The sequence below is a fragment of the Oceanihabitans sp. 2_MG-2023 genome (assembly GCF_030547245.1).
GTDB lineage: Bacteria > Bacteroidota > Bacteroidia > Flavobacteriales > Flavobacteriaceae > Oceanihabitans.
This window is the reverse complement of the sequence record NZ_JAUOQT010000001.1, coordinates 573,675-592,154: the sequence shown is the minus strand read 5'-3', so window position 1 is coordinate 592,154 and position 18,480 is coordinate 573,675. Positions and strand designations below refer to the sequence as shown.

At 31.6% G+C, this 18,480-nt stretch carries 17 protein-coding genes; 10 read left to right on the top strand and 7 right to left on the bottom strand.

The genetic code is table 11. The features are described from left to right. Positions 1-176 precede the first annotated feature (176 nt). Positions 177-3,326: an exodeoxyribonuclease V subunit beta gene (locus Q4512_RS02495; RefSeq protein WP_303421286.1), complete on the bottom strand. Its 3,150-nt coding sequence runs from the start codon at positions 3,324-3,326 to the stop codon at positions 177-179. A gap of 122 nt (positions 3,327-3,448) precedes the next feature. Between Q4512_RS02495 and Q4512_RS02490 the strand changes: the two genes are divergently transcribed. Continuing rightward, positions 3,449-4,057: a superoxide dismutase gene (locus Q4512_RS02490; RefSeq protein WP_303421285.1), complete on the top strand. Its 609-nt coding sequence runs from the start codon at positions 3,449-3,451 to the stop codon at positions 4,055-4,057. A gap of 568 nt (positions 4,058-4,625) precedes the next feature. On the opposite strand, the gene Q4512_RS02485 is transcribed toward Q4512_RS02490, so the two are convergent. The 4 genes from Q4512_RS02485 to Q4512_RS02470 form a co-directional block, all read right to left on the bottom strand. Continuing rightward, positions 4,626-6,524 carry an amidophosphoribosyltransferase gene (locus Q4512_RS02485; protein ID WP_303421283.1) on the bottom strand — a complete coding sequence of 633 codons (1,899 nt, stop codon included), beginning with the start codon at positions 6,522-6,524 and terminating at the stop codon, positions 4,626-4,628. A gap of 128 nt (positions 6,525-6,652) precedes the next feature. Then, complete coding sequence (locus Q4512_RS02480; RefSeq protein WP_303421281.1) at positions 6,653-7,582, bottom strand: PfkB family carbohydrate kinase; 930 nt, start codon at positions 7,580-7,582, stop codon at positions 6,653-6,655. Between the two features lie 56 nt (positions 7,583-7,638). Next, positions 7,639-8,280, bottom strand: a complete 642-nt coding sequence (locus tag Q4512_RS02475) for a ribonuclease H family protein (RefSeq protein WP_303421279.1) — start codon at positions 8,278-8,280, stop codon at positions 7,639-7,641. 29 nt (positions 8,281-8,309) lie between these two features. Beyond that, complete coding sequence (locus Q4512_RS02470; protein ID WP_303421277.1) at positions 8,310-8,882, bottom strand: phosphoribosylglycinamide formyltransferase; 573 nt, start codon at positions 8,880-8,882, stop codon at positions 8,310-8,312. Between the two features lie 183 nt (positions 8,883-9,065). Between Q4512_RS02470 and Q4512_RS02465 the strand changes: the two genes are divergently transcribed. From Q4512_RS02465 to Q4512_RS02435, 7 genes are all read left to right on the top strand, one after another. Further along, positions 9,066-9,299: an acyl carrier protein gene (locus Q4512_RS02465; protein WP_013869581.1), complete on the top strand. Its 234-nt coding sequence runs from the start codon at positions 9,066-9,068 to the stop codon at positions 9,297-9,299. A gap of 11 nt (positions 9,300-9,310) precedes the next feature. Further along, entirely contained in the window at positions 9,311-10,561 is a 1,251-nt protein-coding gene (fabF, locus tag Q4512_RS02460) for a beta-ketoacyl-ACP synthase II (protein WP_303421249.1), read from the top strand. A 7-nt stretch (positions 10,562-10,568) separates the two neighbouring features. After that, positions 10,569-11,315, top strand: coding sequence for a ribonuclease III (gene rnc / locus Q4512_RS02455; RefSeq protein ID WP_303421247.1), 747 nt, complete (start codon positions 10,569-10,571; stop codon positions 11,313-11,315). 117 nt (positions 11,316-11,432) lie between these two features. Next, positions 11,433-11,909: an IPExxxVDY family protein gene (locus Q4512_RS02450; RefSeq protein ID WP_303421245.1), complete on the top strand. Its 477-nt coding sequence runs from the start codon at positions 11,433-11,435 to the stop codon at positions 11,907-11,909. Next, positions 11,909-13,351: a pyruvate kinase gene (pyk, locus tag Q4512_RS02445; protein WP_303421243.1), complete on the top strand. Its 1,443-nt coding sequence runs from the start codon at positions 11,909-11,911 to the stop codon at positions 13,349-13,351. Before Q4512_RS02450 ends, pyk begins: the two co-directional genes overlap by 1 nt. Positions 13,352-13,574: 223 nt before the next feature. Next, entirely contained in the window at positions 13,575-13,964 is a 390-nt protein-coding gene (locus Q4512_RS02440) for a hypothetical protein (protein ID WP_303421241.1), read from the top strand. A gap of 322 nt (positions 13,965-14,286) precedes the next feature. Next, entirely contained in the window at positions 14,287-15,294 is a 1,008-nt protein-coding gene (locus Q4512_RS02435; protein WP_303421239.1) for a lipase family protein, read from the top strand. A gap of 15 nt (positions 15,295-15,309) precedes the next feature. On the opposite strand, the gene Q4512_RS02430 is transcribed toward Q4512_RS02435, so the two are convergent. After that, positions 15,310-16,020, bottom strand: coding sequence for a hypothetical protein (locus Q4512_RS02430; protein ID WP_303421238.1), 711 nt, complete (start codon positions 16,018-16,020; stop codon positions 15,310-15,312). A 174-nt stretch (positions 16,021-16,194) separates the two neighbouring features. Further along, entirely contained in the window at positions 16,195-17,298 is a 1,104-nt protein-coding gene (gene dinB, locus Q4512_RS02425; protein WP_303421237.1) for a DNA polymerase IV, read from the bottom strand. A 36-nt stretch (positions 17,299-17,334) separates the two neighbouring features. Between dinB and Q4512_RS02420 the strand changes: the two genes are divergently transcribed. After that, the gene (locus Q4512_RS02420) at positions 17,335-17,997 is read left to right on the top strand and encodes a lysoplasmalogenase (RefSeq protein ID WP_303421236.1); all 663 of its coding nucleotides are present in this window, start codon (positions 17,335-17,337) and stop codon (positions 17,995-17,997) included. Next, positions 17,990-18,478: a CYTH domain-containing protein gene (locus tag Q4512_RS02415; protein WP_303421235.1), complete on the top strand. Its 489-nt coding sequence runs from the start codon at positions 17,990-17,992 to the stop codon at positions 18,476-18,478. The genes Q4512_RS02420 and Q4512_RS02415 overlap by 8 nt, the downstream gene beginning before the upstream one ends. The last annotated feature ends 2 nt before the right edge of the window (positions 18,479-18,480 follow it).

Below are 18,480 nucleotides of genomic sequence, written 5' to 3'. Positions count from 1 at the left end.
ATGTTTTTTGCGTTAGTGGTAGAAACGGCATCCTTTTTTATATTGGTTTTAAGATTAGAGTTTATATTTAGATGAAAGGCTTCTTTTAGTATAATATTTTATAGGAAATTATAAAAAAGATATAGTGGATGACACGACGGTTTTGAAGTCTTTAACGAAAAAGCGTAACGCCATTATTAAAAAGTAACTACATGAATGTCATCGTTAATGTATATTAAAATTTTATTTATCACTTTGTAAGACATTTGCTCAATAATACTTTGGTAATTTTCTAATTGTAATTGGTGCTTTTTGTCTATTGCTCCTGTTTTGTAATCTATAATAGTTGCTTGATTATTCTGGTTTATAACCAATCTGTCTGGTCTTATAATTTCATGTTTAGATATAATGTCTCTTTCATTAAATATCGTGTAACCATCTGTGAAATAGTTTTTTAAATCTTTGTGGTTAACTATTTGTAATATGGTTTTTTGTAATTCTTTTGCTTGCTCTTGGTTAATAATAGCTTTGTCTAGAAAATGCGAGATTGCAAATGTAATATCCTCTTTTGTTTTAATATGCGCCATAATGTTATGAATAAGGTTTCCTTTTTCAATGGCTTTTTCTTGATTGGTATTCCATAAATAACCAGAGTTTGTTACAATTTTTATATTATGACTTTCTTTGGTTGTAGTTATAAATTCTTTTTGTTCTATAATTTCTTTAGGGGAAGTTTCCCTTTTTGAAACTTTTTTAGCAGTACCAAAAGTGTACATGCTTTCATTGTCGTTATATTTTTGTGCTTGTTTTAGATATTCTAAAAACAAGGCAGAAAAGGTTCTTGGTTTTGCTTCTTTTTTAGGAGTTGTCTCTTTTTTTGTAATAATATAAAGTTGTTCTTTTGGTCTGGTTAGTGCTACGTATAACAGGTTTATATTATCTAACTCCAATTCGGATTGGTGTTTGTTATGAATTTCTAGGCCAACTTCACCATAGTTTTCAAATTCTTTATTGTAATTTAATAAGGTGTTGGAAAAGCCATTAAAATTTTCTGCTTGTAATGGGAACCATTCTTTTGGTTCTATTTCTTTATAAATATTTACATCTGCATATGGAAAAATAACTACAGGAAATTCTAGACCTTTAGATTTATGAATGGTCATTATTTGCACTGCATTTTGTCCTTGAGGAGAAACAATACTTAATTTTTCTTTTTTGTTGGCTACATGCTCTAAAAAACCAGAAAGACTAGACCCTTGTTTTTGCGCATACTCTAGTATAAAGTCTAAATAATATTGAACATATGCGTTAGATGTTTCTACAAGGTTAAAATTTCTAACAATGGTTTCTGCTAATTCATATAATGGTAATTGTAATAATTGCTTAGGAGTTAGGTAGATGTTGTAATCTTCAAAACTGGTAAAGGTTTGAAAAAGAGACTGTTTTGTGTGTTTGCTAAAAAAAGCATGCTTGTCTTTAATATTAAATTTTTCAGTAAGATAATTTAACATGTTAATCTTGATCTCTTCGTTTTCAGATTGTACCAAGAGGGTTAACATATTATCTATAAATTGTACTTCTGGACTATTAAAAATTAGCATTGTTTCCGAGGACATAATAGGAATATCTGCTTGATTTAAATATTCTGCAATAGCAACACCTTCCTTTTTCTTACGTACTAAAATGCAAATATCTTGATAGGTAAACCCATTTGTTAAACAAGTTTTAATAATCTCTAATACTTTTTGCGGATAGATTTCGTCTCTAGCTTCATCTTTTAGGTCTAAAAAATCTAATTGAATATAACCTTCTTTTTCATTAAAGGTCTTTTGCTTAGAACCATCTATATATAGCTTACTGTAATCTTGGTTACTAAAAACAGTTGAAGCTACATATTGAAAAAAATGATTGTTAAAATGAATAATTTCTTGATAGCTTCTATAGTTTGTTGGTAAATTATCTACATGTTGTTCTACTTGAAAAGGATAAACGTTTTTAGAGTATAAGTCTATAAATTGATCTGCTTCTCCACCTCGCCATCTATAAATTGCTTGTTTGGCATCGCCAACCAACATAGCGGTTCCGTTTTCTTGTTTTAGGTTTTCGCCGGCAAGTGAGTTATCTATTAGCGGAATTAAATTTTGCCATTGTAATTTAGAAGTGTCTTGAAACTCATCTATAAAATAGTGTCTAAATTTTTCGCCTAAACGTTCATAAATAAAGGGAGTGGGTTGGTCTTTAATTTCTTTTTGAATTAAGGTATTAAACTCGGAAATCAATAATTTGTTTTGGTCTATTTTTATGTTTGTAAGCTCTTTGTTTATGGCAGTTAAAACCGATAAAGGTGTTATGTTTCTGTAAAAGGCTTTTAAGAATCTATATTGAAAAACTAATTTTTTGGTATCTAGAAACGCCTTAATTAATTGCGGTTGCAAACCATCTATAACAGCACCAAGATCTGGAGTGAGTCTTTTAGGGTATAGTGTTTCGTTGTTAATTAAGGTAATTTGCCATTTAGGATCAAATTTTACAGTAAAGTTTTTATTTGCTAGTTTCTCAAAATGTTTTGGTAAATAACTACTTGAAAAATCATTAAACTGTAAACCAGCTTCACTAATAAGTTGTAATAGATTTTTTGAAATTTCTACAATTTGATCTTCAAGATTTTTAAGGTCTTTTTTTATTTGTATTTTAAGTGTTTTAAAATCCTCAAGCGATTTGTCTTTCAGTTTTTCAATATGTGGAACATCACTTTCTTTAACTAGCAGTTTAGCAATCTTATTTAAATCGAAAGTAATGTCCCAACTTTTATCTTCATCTGCTTTTTCAATAGCAAAATCCACTAAAACTTTAGTAAGTTCTCTATTGGTTCCTGCTTTTGCAATCAAACTATCTACAGCTTCTTGTAAAAGCGAATCTTGATCTAGTTCGACTTCAAAATTTAAAGGTAGTTTTAAATCGTGTGCAAAAGTTCTTATGATTTTATGTGTAAAGCCATCAATGGTAGAAACATCAAAAGCTGCATAATTATAGATAATACTGTTTAATATTTTTTTAGATTTTTTTTGAAGTTTCTCAGGCTTCATTTCAAGTTCTTCACTAAGTACAGTAAACATGCTATTTGGGTTTTCTATACTTTCTTCTAAAGAAAACGCAGTAAGCATTTCTATAATACGTTCTTTCATTTCACCAACTGCTTTATTGGTAAATGTAATCGCTAAAATGTGCTTGTATTGTTGGGTATTACTAGATTGCAATAAAATCTTTAAATACTCTTTTACTAGCGTGAATGTTTTGCCACTTCCTGCAGATGCATTATAAATAGTAAAAGGATGTTGGTTTGTCATGCGTTAAATTTTAGACAAGATAAAAACTATCAATGATTTCATAACGATTTATTATTTTTAATTGAAAGCATTTATGCGTAAATTTGAAAGAAATTAAATATTAACTTAAAAAAAGAAATATTATGGCTTTCGAATTACCGAAATTAAAATATGCTTATGATGCTTTAGAACCAAACATTGATGCACGCACAATGGAGATTCACCACACAAAACATCATAACGGTTATACAACAAAATTAAATGCTGCTATTGAAGGTACCGATTTAGAAGGAAAATCTATTGAAGATATTCTTGGTAATCTAGATATGAATAATGGTGCAGTTAGAAATAATGGAGGTGGTTTTTATAACCATTCTTTATTTTGGGAAGTAATGAATCCAGAAGGAAAAGGGCGTTTGTCTGGAGATTTAAAAGATGCTATTGAAGCAGCTTATGGATCTGTTGATGCTTTTAAAGATGCTTTTAGTAAAGCTGCAGCTACACAGTTTGGTTCTGGTTGGGCTTGGTTATGTGTGCATAAAGGAGGGAAAGTAGAGGTTTGTTCTACACCAAATCAAGATAATCCATTGATGCCAGGAGTTACTTGTGAAGGAACACCAATTTTAGGATTAGATGTTTGGGAACATGCTTACTATTTAAATTACCAAAACAGAAGACCAGATTATATTGAAGCTTTCTTTAATGTAATTAACTGGAACGAAGTAGAAAGACGTTATGCCGAAGCTAAATAAGCTTTAATACAAAAACAAAACCTATTATTATTTTAGTAGGTGTAAATAAAAAAAGGTGAACTTGCGTTCACCTTTTTTCGTCCCAAATCTACCATAAACTTAACCTACTTATGTTATGGAGATATACAAATAACGTAAAAGTATTTTGAATATTTTATATAACTTTATTTTTTTTGAGGTTATAAAATGAAAAAAGGTGAACGAGAGTTCACCTTTTTTGCCCCAAATCTACCATAAACTTAACCTACTTATGTTATGGTCTAGCAAATATAAGTGTGCTTGGATGTAAATGCGAAAATTATTAGACAAACGACTAATATATTAGTCTAAAGGGGTAAAGTGTCTGTTTTAGAGAGAAATATGAAAGAAATGTTATTAAATAAAAAAAAGGTGAACGAGAGTTCACCTTTTTTGCCCCAAATCTACCATGAACTTAACCTACTTATGTTATGGTACAACTAATGTACTTTTATTTATTGGAATTTATAAAATCTTTTAGATGAAAAGCTTTTTTTTTGGATTAAGTGTTTCAAAACAAGGTAGATACGGATAAACCGTAAAAAACAAATTAATAAGCACGTTCTTTGTTTCCTTCATAAAAATTAATAAAAGCTCTATTTACTACCCTATTTCCTCCAACTGTTGGATAGTTTCCTGTAAAATACCAATCTCCTAAATTTTTAGGACAGGCTTTATGTAAATTAGCAACAGGTTGAAATAATATTTTTACCTCAGCATTTACTGTTTCATCGCTTAAGAGTTCCGAAATTTTATTTGAAATTTCATCGTCTGTAAAAGGGTCGTATAATTCTTTAACAAAGTTTTTTACATCAGAATCATTTAAGTCTACTTGTTTTTTACATTTCTTATATACTTCCTCAATTAAATGATATTTGTTGTTTTCTTTTAACAAAGCTAACATTGCTCTAAAAGCAATTAGTCCTTCTAGATTAGCCATGTCAATACCGTAGCAATCTGGAAAACGTATTTGAGGAGCAGAAGAGACAACAACTATTTTTTTAGGATGTAGTCTATCCATCATTTTAATGATACTCTTTTTTAAGGTGGTACCTCTTACAATACTATCATCTATGATCACTAAATTATCTGTTGGTTTTATTACCCCATAAGTGACGTCGTATACATGAGCAACTAAATCATCTCTACTACTATCTTCTGTAATAAAAGTTCTTAGCTTCACATCTTTAATAGCTATTTTTTCAATTCTGGTTCTTTCCGATAAAATTTCAATAACACGTTCTTTGGAGAGTTTACCATCGCCATCTAAAATAGCTTGTGTTTTCTTTTTATTAAGATGTTCTTCAACAGCTTCAATCATTCCAAAGAAGGAAGTTTCTGCGGTATTGGGGATATAGGAAAACACAGAGTTTTCAGTATCGTTATTAATTGCTTCTAAAACTTTAGGCATTAATAATTTGCCTAGCTCTTTGCGTTCTTGATAAATTTCAGCGTCACTTCCTCTAGAAAAATAAATACGTTCAAAAGAACAGGCTTTTCTTTCTAAAGGTTCTAATATTTTTTGAATAGAAACTTCTCCAGATTTTTTTGTAATAATTGCATGTCCTGGTTCTAGTTCTTTAACGTCGTCAAAATCTACATTAAAAACAGTTTGTATTACAGGTCTTTCTGAAGCTACAACTACCACTTCATCATCTTGATAATAATACGTTGGTCTTATTCCAGCAGGATCTCGAAGTACAAAAGAATCTCCATGACCTAAAAGCCCAGCCATGGCATAACCACCATCCCAGTTTTTAGCTGCTCTTTTTAATATTTTAGCCACGTTTAATCTTTCGGCAATTAACGGAGAGCATTCGTTTTTGTTGTAACCTTCTTTTTTGAGTTTCTTGTAAATTTTTGCAACAGCATCATCTAAAAAGTGTCCAATTTTTTCCATTATAGTAATGGTATCTGTATACTCTTTTGGGTGTTGCCCAAGGTCCAGCAGGTTTTTAAATAACTCTTTAACATTAGTCATGTTAAAGTTACCCGCAAGAATTAGGTTTCTATGCATCCAGTTATTTTGTCTTAAGAAAGGGTGTACACTTTCTACACTGTTTTTTCCAAAGGTGCCATAACGAACATGACCCAATAAAACTTCTCCTATATAAGGAATGTTTCTTTTTTGTAAAGCAACATTGTTTTGGTATTCTGGATGCTCTGTTAGTTCTTTGTTAATGCGCTCATTAATTTGCGCAAAAATATCTTGAATTGGTTGTTGTGCAATAGAGCGAACTCTACTAATATAACGTTCTCCTGGTTTGGTGTCTAGTTTAATACTTGCAAAACCAGCTCCATCTTGTCCACGATTGTGCTGCTTTTCCATTAAAAGGTACATTTTATTCACGCCGTAAAATGCGGTACCATACTTTTTCTTGTAATATTCTAATGGTTTTAAAAGTCTAATGTGTGCAATTCCACATTCATGTTTTAAAGCATCGCTCATTTTGTTGTATTGTGTTTGTTGTTTTTTATTTTGTTTTTCGCTTTACCAGTTAATTTACAATATTTTAATTGTGCTTCTTTTGTTTAGCGGAAATAAAAAACGCGCTCTATTTTAGAGCGCGTTTGTGTTTATTTTAATTCGATATCAAATTGGGTCAAATCCTTGAACTGTTGCAAGCGTTCGAAGATTTCTTTATCTGTTAGTGTTAGCATGCGTTCAGTTCCAAATTTTTCAACACAAAAGGACGCTAATGCAGAGCCGTAAATGACTGCCTTCTTCATATTATCAAAAGAGATGTTGCCTGTTTTAGCAATATAACCTGCAAAACCACCGGCAAAAGTATCTCCTGCTCCTGTTGGATCAAATACTTCGGCTAAAGGTAAAGCTGGTGCATAAAACATATTCCCTTCACTAAAAAGTAAAGCGCCATGTTCTCCTTTTTTAATAACTACATATTTAGGACCCATTTCATGAATCTTTTTTGCAGCATTTACCAATGAGTATTCTCCAGATAATTGGCGAGCTTCTTCATCATTAATAGTAATAACATCTACATTTTTTAATACTGCTTTTAAATCATCCATAGCAATATCCATCCAGAAATTCATAGTGTCTAAAATAGCCAATTTTGGTTTTTTAGACATTTGATTTAAAACACTTTGTTGGGTTAAAGGATGTAAGTTGCCAAGCATAACAATATCTGCGTCTTTATAGCTTTCAGGAACAACAGGTGTAAAATGTTCAAGTACATTAAGCTCTGTTACTAAAGTGTCACGAGAGTTCATATCGTTATGATATTTACCACTCCAGAAGAACGTTTTGCCTTCTTTTACTATTTCTATTCCTTCTATACTTACTTTTCTTTCGGTTAAAAGGTCTAAGTATTCTTGAGGGAAATCTCCACCAACAACAGAAACAGCTACTGCATCTACATTGTCAAAATTGGCTGCAGAAAAACCTATATATGTTGCTGCGCCTCCAAGAATTTTATCGGTTTTACCAAAAGGGGTTTCAATAGCATCAAAGGCTACAGTTCCAACTATTACTAATTTGCTCATAAAGCGATGTTAATTTTTTTTGCAAATATACGTTATTTTAAAACGAGTTTAATAAATTATTTCCTACCAAAATCTGCAGGTATTTCTCCCCAAGCTTTTGTTTCCCATTTTACAATGGTTGTGGTGTACGTGTTTTTATTAAGCCATGTAATTGCACGATCTACTAAATCGAAAACAGGTTTGTTTTTATCGTTTCGTTCTAGCTTAGAGTTGCATTGCTTTTTGCGAACCCAGCTCATGGCTGTTCTAGAGTCTGTATATATAATAAGGTTGCTATTGTGTTTTTTTAAAAAGCTTAATCCGTGAACCAAAGCTAAAAACTCTCCTATGTTATTTGTGCCTTCGGCAAAAGGGCCTTGGATGAAAAGTTGTTTTTTAGATTTTGTTTCTACACCACGATATTCCATAATACCAGGGTTCCCAGAGGAAGCAGCATCTACAGCAATAGAGTTATAATTAGGTTGACCTATTTTTTTTAATTGTTCTGGTGTGAGTTCGCTTTTAAATTTTTTGTTGGAACCTATATAATCTTTATAATTCCCATTTAATGCCTTTTTTGCAGCATCAAAAGTGGCAAAAGATTTGTATTGTGCACCTTGATAATCTTTAATTTGCGCTTTACAATCATTCCATGTTTCAAAAACACCAACATGATGCCCTTTCCAAACCGTGTAATATTTTTTTTTCTTTTTAGCCATCTTTAGTTTCCGTGAAAACAGAAATCTTATTATTTAGTATCTAGCAACAATTTTTCTACCACTTCTGGAAAATGTTTCATTTCTAATAAATGAATTTTTTTTGCAATATCTTCAGCAGAATCTGTCGTTTTTACTTCACATTTTGCCTGAAAAAGGATTGCTCCTTCATCATAATGTTCATTTACGTAATGAATCGTGATACCAGTTTCTTTTTCTTTACTATTAACAACCGCTTCGTGAACATGCATACCGTACATGCCTTTTCCTCCAAATTTTGGTAACAGAGCAGGGTGTATATTTATCACTTTATTAGGGAAATGTGCGAGTATTTTTTCTGGGAATTTCCATAAAAAACCAGCAAGTACAATTAAGTCCGGTTGCGTGTTTTTAAGTATGTTTAGAACATCATTGGTTTTAGTGAAAGCTATTTTGTTAAATGATAAAGCGCTTGTATTCAGTTTTTTGCAACGCTCCAGTACTTTGGCATGAGGATTGTTAGTTAGAACCTGAATAACAGAAGCATTTTCTCTGTTGTGAAAAAACTTAATTAAATTTTCAGCATTAGTTCCACTTCCGGAAGCAAAAATTACAATACGTTTCATTTACAGATAATAATGTTAAAATTGTTCGAACAAAAAAAAGAATAATTATTAACAATTAGTAGCAAAAAAGAAAATATTCAGCTTTATTTATTAAATTACAAGCACATTTTTAAACTAAAGGTGTGTTTTAAAATAAAGTTTTTTATTTTTGCCATCTAATTAAAACTTAAAATTAAAAAGATTATGTCAGACATTGCATCAAGAGTAAAAGCGATTATCGTAGACAAACTGGGAGTTGATGAAAACGAAGTTGTAACAGAAGCTAGCTTCACAAACGACTTAGGAGCAGATTCATTAGATACTGTTGAATTAATAATGGAGTTCGAAAAAGAATTCGATATCCAAATACCAGACGATCAAGCTGAAAATATTGCAACAGTTGGTCAAGCGGTTTCTTATATTGAAGCAGCTAAATAAGAACAAACTTTATGGAACTAAAGCGAGTTGTAGTTACAGGTCTAGGCGCATTAACACCTATTGGTAATACCAAAGATGAATATTGGGAAGCCTTATTAAGTGGTAAAAGTGGTGCTGCACCTATAACATATTTTGATACCGAAAAGTTCAAAACCAAGTTCGCTTGTGAAATAAAAAACTTTAACGCTACCGATTTTTTTGATAGAAAAGAGGCGCGTAAAATGGACAAGTTTGCTCAGTATGCTATGATAGCTTCCGATGAAGCTATCATAGATGCTAAGCTGAATTTGGACAGCATCAACAAACTACGTGTTGGTGTTATTTGGGGCGCTGGAATTGGAGGTCTAGAAACATTTCAAAACGAAGTTTTAAACTTTGCTCAAGGAGATGGAACACCTAGATTTAATCCGTTCTTTATCCCAAAAATGATTGCAGATATAGCACCTGGTAACATATCTATTAAACATGGATTTATGGGACCTAATTATACAACAGTTTCTGCTTGTGCCTCTTCTGCTAACGCTATGATTGATGCTTTAAATTATATTCGTTTAGGACATTGTGATGTTATAGTAACCGGAGGAAGTGAAGCTGCAGTAACTATTGCAGGAATGGGAGGCTTTAATGCTATGCATGCATTATCTACTAGAAATGAAAGTCCAGAAACAGCATCTAGACCTTTTGATGCAACCAGAGATGGTTTTGTATTGGGAGAAGGAGCAGGAGCTATTATTTTAGAAGAGTATGAGCACGCAAAAGCAAGAGGAGCAAAAATATATGCAGAAGTATTAGGAGGCGGAATGTCTTCTGATGCACATCACATGACAGCACCACATCCTGATGGAATTGGAGTTATTGCTGTGATGAAAAATTGTTTAGAAAACGCAGGAGTTAAACCAGAAGAAGTAGACCATATTAATACACATGGTACCTCAACACCTTTAGGAGATGTTGCAGAGCTTAAAGCTATTTCGGAAGTATTTGGCGCGCATGCAAAAAATATAAACATAAACTCTACAAAATCTATGACTGGTCATTTATTAGGAGCAGCAGGAGCTATTGAGTCTATTGCATCTATACTTGCAATGGAACATGGTATTGTTCCTCCAACAATAAACCATACTACAGTAGATGAAAATATAGATCCAGAATTAAACTTAACGCTTAATAAACCACAAAAAAGAGAGGTTAAAGTTGCTATGAGTAATACCTTTGGCTTTGGTGGTCATAATGCTTGTGTTTTATTTAAGAAGTTAGATTAATTTTTGAATGAGCTACATAAGTAACATATTTAATTCTCGTGCTAAAGGCAACGAGAATTTTTTTATGGAAATTACTAAAATTTTAAGCTTTAAACCTAAGCAAATAAAAGTTTACCAAACGGCTTTTACACACCGTTCTATGAACATAAAAAATAGCAAAGGTCATGCTATTAATTATGAACGACTAGAATTTCTAGGAGACGCGATGCTAAGTGCTGTAATTGCACATCATTTATATATAGAGGTACCAAGTGGAGACGAAGGTTATCTTACTAAGATGCGTTCTAAAATTGTAAGTAGAGAGCACCTAAATGAACTTGGTAGAGAGCTGGAGCTTATTAAACTTGTAGAAAGCAAAATACCAAAAGGCCAATTTGGCGATAATATTCATGGTAATTTATTTGAAGCTTTAGTAGGAGCAATATTTTTAGATAAAGGCTATAAATACTGTGAGAAATTTATTTACAAACGCGTAATCACACCACATGTTGACATCGAAACATTAGAAGGTAAAGTAATTAGCTATAAAAGTTTACTTATTGAATGGTGTCAAAAAGAAAAGAAAAACTTTAATTACGACGTTTATGAAGATACAGGAAACGATAATATTAGACATTTTTCTGTAAAACTATCCATAGAGAAAAAAGTCATTTCTAAAGCACGAGCAACTTCTAAAAAGAAAGCTGAAGAAAAAGCTTCTAAACGAGCATTTTTTGCTTTACAAAAACAAATTCCTAGAGGAACTTCCGTTTAAAAAATAATATACAAACTATAACGTTTTCGTTAAAAACTCCTGCTAATATTACCTTTTGCTTAACATAATTATTCGTTTTAAATACTATATTTACAATAATTAAAAGGAATTAACATTTTGCGAAAACTAATTCTTGAAGACTTTATAGAAGATATAGACTATGCTCTAATAGGCATACATTGCTCTATTGAAGATTACAGATTGGCCTATTTACTTAATAAACATTTAGGGTTAAATCTTACAAGAAAAACCGTTGATATAGAATATAAAGACACTTCTAGTTATTCTATTTTTGAATGGGAAGATGAAAAACAATTAACCATTTGGAATTTAGTTTCTAACATTAGCAAAATAGAAGTTAGCGACACAGTAGATGTTACTTCATTATTTATAAACGAAGAGAAATTTACTAAAACAAAACATTTAATTCCAGAATATAAAAAAGTAAACTTTATACTAAAGATAAGTGAAGACCCTAATCAACACTTAGAAAAACAAGCTTTGAATAAAATTTTAGAAATACCTCAAGTAGTAACTGCTTTTGGTATAGATGCAAACAAATTAAAAACTACAGACCAATTAATATTTAACTAATGTTAAAAAGAAAAAAAACAAAAATAGTAGCAACTCTAGGACCAGCAACAAGCACCAAAATAGTTTTAAAAGCAATGCTTGAAGAAGGAGTAGATGTGTTTAGAATTAACTTTTCGCATGCCGATTACGAAGATGTAAAAGAGCGCATCCAAATGATACGTGAACTAAACGAAGAATTTGGATATAATGCTGCAATTTTAGGAGATTTACAAGGGCCTAAACTACGCGTAGGTGTAATGAAAGGAGATGTTATTGTAAATGAAGGAGATGAAATCATTTTTGCAACGGGCGAACGTTTTGAAGGAACAAAGGAACGTGTTTATATGACCTACGATCGTTTTCCACAAGATGCAAAACCTGGAGAGCGTATTCTTTTAGACGATGGTAAACTTATTTTTGAAGTAGTCTCAACAGATAAAAAAACCGAAGTAAAAGCAAAAGTTATACAAGGAGGACCTCTTAAATCTAAAAAAGGAGTTAATCTGCCAAACACTAATATTTCGCAACCTGCTTTAACCGAAAAAGATATTGAAGATGCAATCTTCGCTATTTCTCAAAAAGTAGATTGGATGGCTTTATCCTTTGTTCGTCATGCAGAAGATTTAATGCAGTTAGAAGAGCTAATTAAAAAACATAGCGATCATAAAATTCCAATTATTGCAAAAATTGAAAAACCAGAAGCTGTAGAAAACATCGATAAAATTGTTGCCTATTGCGATGGTTTAATGGTAGCTCGTGGTGATTTAGGTGTTGAGGTTCCTGCAGAGCAAGTTCCTTTAATTCAAAAACAATTAGTCTTACGTGCTAAAAAAGCTAGAATCCCAGTGATTATTGCAACGCAAATGATGGAAACCATGATTTCTAGCCTTACACCAACAAGAGCAGAAGTTAATGACGTTGCCAACTCTGTAATGGATGGTGCAGATGCAGTAATGCTTTCTGGTGAAACTTCCGTTGGGCAATATCCAGTACAAGTAATAAGACAAATGTCTAACATTATTAAAAGTGTAGAAGACTCACCACTTATTCAAGTACCACAATTGCCACCACATATTCGTACCAAAAGATACATCACTAAATCTATATGTTATCACGCAGCAAATATGGCAAACGAAATTAATGCAAAAGGTATTTCAACACTTACCAATAGTGGATATACCGCATTTCAAATTTCGGCATGGAGACCAAGCTCACACATCCTAGTATTTACATCCAACAAACGCATATTAACCCAACTCAACTTACTTTGGGGAGTAAAGGCATTCTATTATGATAAGTTTGTAAGCACAGACGAAACCATAGAAGATGTAAATGCAATAGCTTGTAAAAAAGGATATTTAGAAGTTGGCGACATGCTAATCAGCCTTGCCGCAATGCCAATACAAGAAAAAGGAATGGTAAATACTTTACGTGTAACCGAAATTACTAGCTGTAGTTTCTAAACACTTGGGCGTTACCACAAGGGTCGCGCTTTCACTACTCGCTCTCTGCGAGGAGCTCAAACAAACCGTTCTATCGCTAACGCGAAATCGAGAATAGAAGAATAATGAAAACCAGTTACAGTAATGTAGCTGGTTTTTTAATACTTCATTTTCAAGCCTAACAATAATATACGAATTGAATTATTAATGTTACTTTTGACAATCATAACATTTAACTTTATTTATGCCATACCAAGATGTATTTCTTCTTTTCTGGGAACAAGTAAAAGATAGTATTCAAGAAGACCGATTTGCCAAATTAACTATGGCAAAAACTATTGGTAAATTAGAATTAAAAAACATATTTGTAAGACCTCTTGATTCTGAAAATAATTCTATGGTTTTAGTAAAACTGCATTATAGACCAAGAGAAATAGAAGATGAGGTACACGAATTTTCTTTAGAAGAGGCTTTTGCATTTTTAAAGCCCTATTTATTAAACCCATTTTTATCCGTTATTTTATTTACAACAACTAAAGATGTTACTTTTAAAGTAAATAAAAAAGGAGTAGGAAGTATCTCAGAGAATGTACCAACATTTCGAGATGTTATAAAAGCTAAAAGTGATATTTAAAACATCGAGTAATATCTTGCTTTTTTTAATCTAAAAGCTAGAATAGCAAATACAAGAGTATAAAATATATCTAATAGAACAAGTTACGTCCTTGTCGCTGGTTTTTTATTCTAAATGGTTTTAATATTCCACTTTGTAGCTACTTAAATGATAGTCATCCCTAAAATTAAAAGCTTAAAATTTAATTTAACTATCTGATTATCAAATATTTAATATTTTCATTTTTTTTGATTAATCATAATAGTCTAGGGATTGTATTTTTATCAAGAGCTACTTTTTTCTTTGTTTTGGGTTACATTACGTACAACAAACAATCAAAATCATGAAAAAATTCACTTATATTATTCCTTTGGTATTTATAGTTATTTCCTTTTTTGGATGCGAAGCAGAAGAAGAGGATTTTATCTATTTAAACCCATCCACTACTTCGCAATCTAAAATTGGTGTTGTAATTCAAGATGCTATTACAAACGATTTTCAATCTTGGCTACAATCTAATGGTTATGGGAATTATGACTTCCTAAGAAACGATTTAATAGGTGGTAGTTTTGGAGGTAAAATAAACTCTACAGACCAAGTCGTAAATCAACCAGTCATATTTATTCATGGTAATTCAGATAAAGCGTTAGGAGATGTGTTTGGACAATCTGGTTGGACAGATTCTAGAGATTATTTTGTATCTCAAGGATATACTAATGCAGAGTTATATGGTTTTACTTGGGGGCCGGCAGATGCCTATCAATCAGGATCCCAATACCATTCTTATGCATATCTAACTCAAATAAGAGCATTTATTCAAGCAGTAAAAACATATACTGGTGCTTCAAAAGTGGATATTATTTCGCATTCTATGGGAGTTACTTTAGGTAGAAAAGCCATAAAAGGAGGAAGCGGTTATGATGCAGCAGTAGGTAATTATAATTTAGGAAGCTCTTTAACGTCTTCAGTAGACGCATTTGTTGGTATTGCAGGAGCTAATCAAGGTTTGGTTTCTTGTTATCAAGTAAATGGTGCAACTGCAACTTGCGATAATGATAACGGTTTATATCCTGGTTATTTATGGTGGGGTTATGGACCTTATGGTGTTTCCGATTATTTAGTAGATATAAATAGTACTACAAATTATGAAGGAGCGTACACCTATTCAATTTGGTCTACAGCAGATCAGATTATTGGTTATGGCAATCTTGTTTATGGACAATATACTTCTAGAATTCCTGGACAAAATGGAGAAAAAACATACAGCTCCTCACCCTATGGACATTTTAATTTAAAAGATATGACGGAAGCGGTTCAATATCAAATGGTTAAAAATCATAACATTCCGTAACGTTTTAATTGAATTTTAATTCATAGCAGGATCGGATCGAAGAACACCAGAATTGGTATGTACATTTCCTACTTCTGTAATCACTACACCTTCAGGTCCTGCCATTTGCCAATGTGGAGATTCCGCTTTTGTTAAAGATGCAAAATCACCTTCATTTGCTTCTATAATATGTTTGGTAGTTACTTTACCATCCCAATGTGATTTTGGAACAACAACTTGTGGAAATTGCTCGCTATTATCTTCGCCTACACCTACTATATAACTTTTCCCATGTCTTATTAACCAACCTTCCATTTTCACTGGATTTCCTTCTGCAGCAAAATGCATATGCTCTCCTAGCATTTGGTTTGGTAATAAAAAGATATCCATAAGCATGTATTTGTCTTCTTTGTTGTTTACAAACATAATAGAGGCTAGGCCTAACTCGGCATATTTACCTTTGTTGTAATCGGTAAGCCAAATTTTTTCACGTAAACCATCAAAAACAGGATAATTATGATATTCTAGCATTTCTATTAAAGCATCTTTAGCCTTTTCTTTTAAAAAATTTCCTTCAGCATCGTAGAATTGTTCATTTGTAAATTTCAACTCTTTTTTAGTTTCCTTTTTTACTTCCTTTAAAGCAACTATATCCGAATTTGAAGTTATTGGCTTTTCTTCTTTGTTAACACAACTTGAAAAAAGAATAGCGATGAATAACGTACAGAATAGCATTGAATTTTTCATAACATGTTTTTTAAAATAATTTATTCCTTTAAATATAAGGCAATCCATACGCTTAAAGAAGTGCTTGTTTTACTTTTTAATGGGTTTTAAATAATTGATTATATATAGCTGTTTTATTTTTAATCCTTGAAAATTTTAAGAAAAAATAGAGCCTGTTGCTAATTTGCTGTAGCTTTAAAAATCAAACTGTAGCTGAACGGTTACTTCCTTTTTAACAACTTTAGGTTTTTTAGATTTTTCGGTATTTAGATTAGAGAGCGAAATACCAAGCAATCGCACCGAATTACTCATTTTTTCTTGATACAATAAATCTTTTGCAGTTTCTAATATAATACTAGAATCACTTATAAAATATGGTAATGTTTTACTTCTAGTTTGTAATGTGAAATCACTGTATTTAATTTTTAAGGTGACTGTTTTCCCTGCTACTTTACTTTTATACAATCGTCTAGAAACTTCGGCAGCAATATGTTCTAGTTTTTCTAGCATGAATATTTCAGAAGAAAGATTTTCATGAAAAGTACGTTCTGCAGCAAGGGATTTTCTAATTCTGTTTGGTTTTACTTCACTGTTATGTATTCCTCTAACAATATAATAGTAGTATCGTCCAGATTTTCCAAAGTTTTCATCTAGATATTCTAGCGTTTTAGACTTTAAGTCTTTTCCTGTAAAGATGCCTTTTTGATACATTTTTTCGGCGGTAACTTTACCAACACCATAAAATTTTCGGATATCTAAAACCTCCAAAAATTCTAAAACCTCTTCGGGATTTACTGTTTTTTGCCCGTTAGGTTTGTTGTAATCACTTGCAACCTTTGCTATAAACTTATTGATACTAATTCCTGCAGAAGCTGTTAAACCAACCTCATTAAAAATACGATCTCTAATTTCTTTTGCAAGTAAAGATGCGCTAGGGTTTCCTTTTTTGTTTTCGGTTACATCTAAATAGGCTTCGTCTAAAGAAAGTGGCTCTACCAAATCTGTATAATCGAAAAAAATCTTTTTCACCTTTTTAGAAATTTCTGTATATCTATCATATCTAGGTTTTACAAAAATAAGTTCTGGGCAATTTCGTCTTGCTTGTGCGCCGCTTATAGCACTTCGTACTCCAAATTTTCTAGCTTCATAACTTGCAGCACTTACCACTCCTCGAGTACCTCCACCACCAACAGCTATAGGTTTGCCTCGTAATTCGGGATTATCCATTTGCTCTACAGATGCATAAAAAGCATCCATATCTACATGAATAATTTTTCGTATTGGTAAATCGTTAGACATGATGTAAATTTAGACAATAATAGAATGAAACAATTCATGAAAAAAAGTATTCTTCTCATTTTAATAATAATTTCTGTACTCTGTACCATCATTTCGTCTTACATAGAGAATACTATAATGCATTATATTTTTAAGCCATTATCTACCATACTAGTAATACTATTACCTTTTTTATATGCTAAAAATGGACTAAAACCATACAAGAATATTATATTAATTGGTTTGGTGTTTTGTCTTTTTGGAGATGTTTTTTTAATGTTTGATACCTATTTTGTTTTTGGTTTAGCTTCCTTTTTAATTGGTCACTTATTTTTTGTGTATGGATTTACAACCATTAATGGTTTTTTGTGGAACATTAAAACACTAATTCCGTTATTAATAATAGCTAGTCTTATCTTTTTTAATTTAAAAGACCATTTAGGTAATTTAATGATTCCAGTAATTCTATATGTAACTTGTATTGTGCTTATGGCTTGGCAAGCAATAAACTTATATGTTTGGAAAAAGGAATATGGCTTTTTACTAATTGCAATAGGGGCTTCTTTGTTTTTAGTTTCCGATTCTGTACTATCGTATAGAAGGTTTATTGCAGATTTTACTATCGCACAATTTTTAGTTTCTAGTACTTATTGGTCTGCAGTTACATTAATTTCACTTTCTACTATTCATATTCACAATAAAACAAAAACAAATGCATAACTTAGAAATAGAACGTAAATTTTTAGTAAAATCTACACTGTTTAAAGACGAAGCTTTTAAGCATACAAAGATTGTTCAAGGGTTTTTAAGTACTAATAAAAAAAGAACCGTTCGTGTAAGGTTAAAAGGAGAACAAGGTTTTTTAACCATAAAGGGAGCATCTTCAAAAAGCGGATTATCTCGTTTTGAGTGGGAAAAAGAAATTTCTAAAAGCGAAGCAGAAGATCTTTTGAAACTTTGTAAAAAAGGAGTTATTGATAAGATTAGGTATGAAGTTAAAGTAAATAATCATATTTTTGAAGTAGATGAATTTTTTGGTAAAAATGAAGGATTAATTGTAGCCGAAGTAGAATTACAAACCGAAGCTGAATTATTCACAAAACCACATTGGCTTGGTAAAGAAGTTACAGGTAAAATAAAATATTACAACTCGCAATTAAGTAACAACCCATATACTACTTGGACAAATAAAGAACATTAACT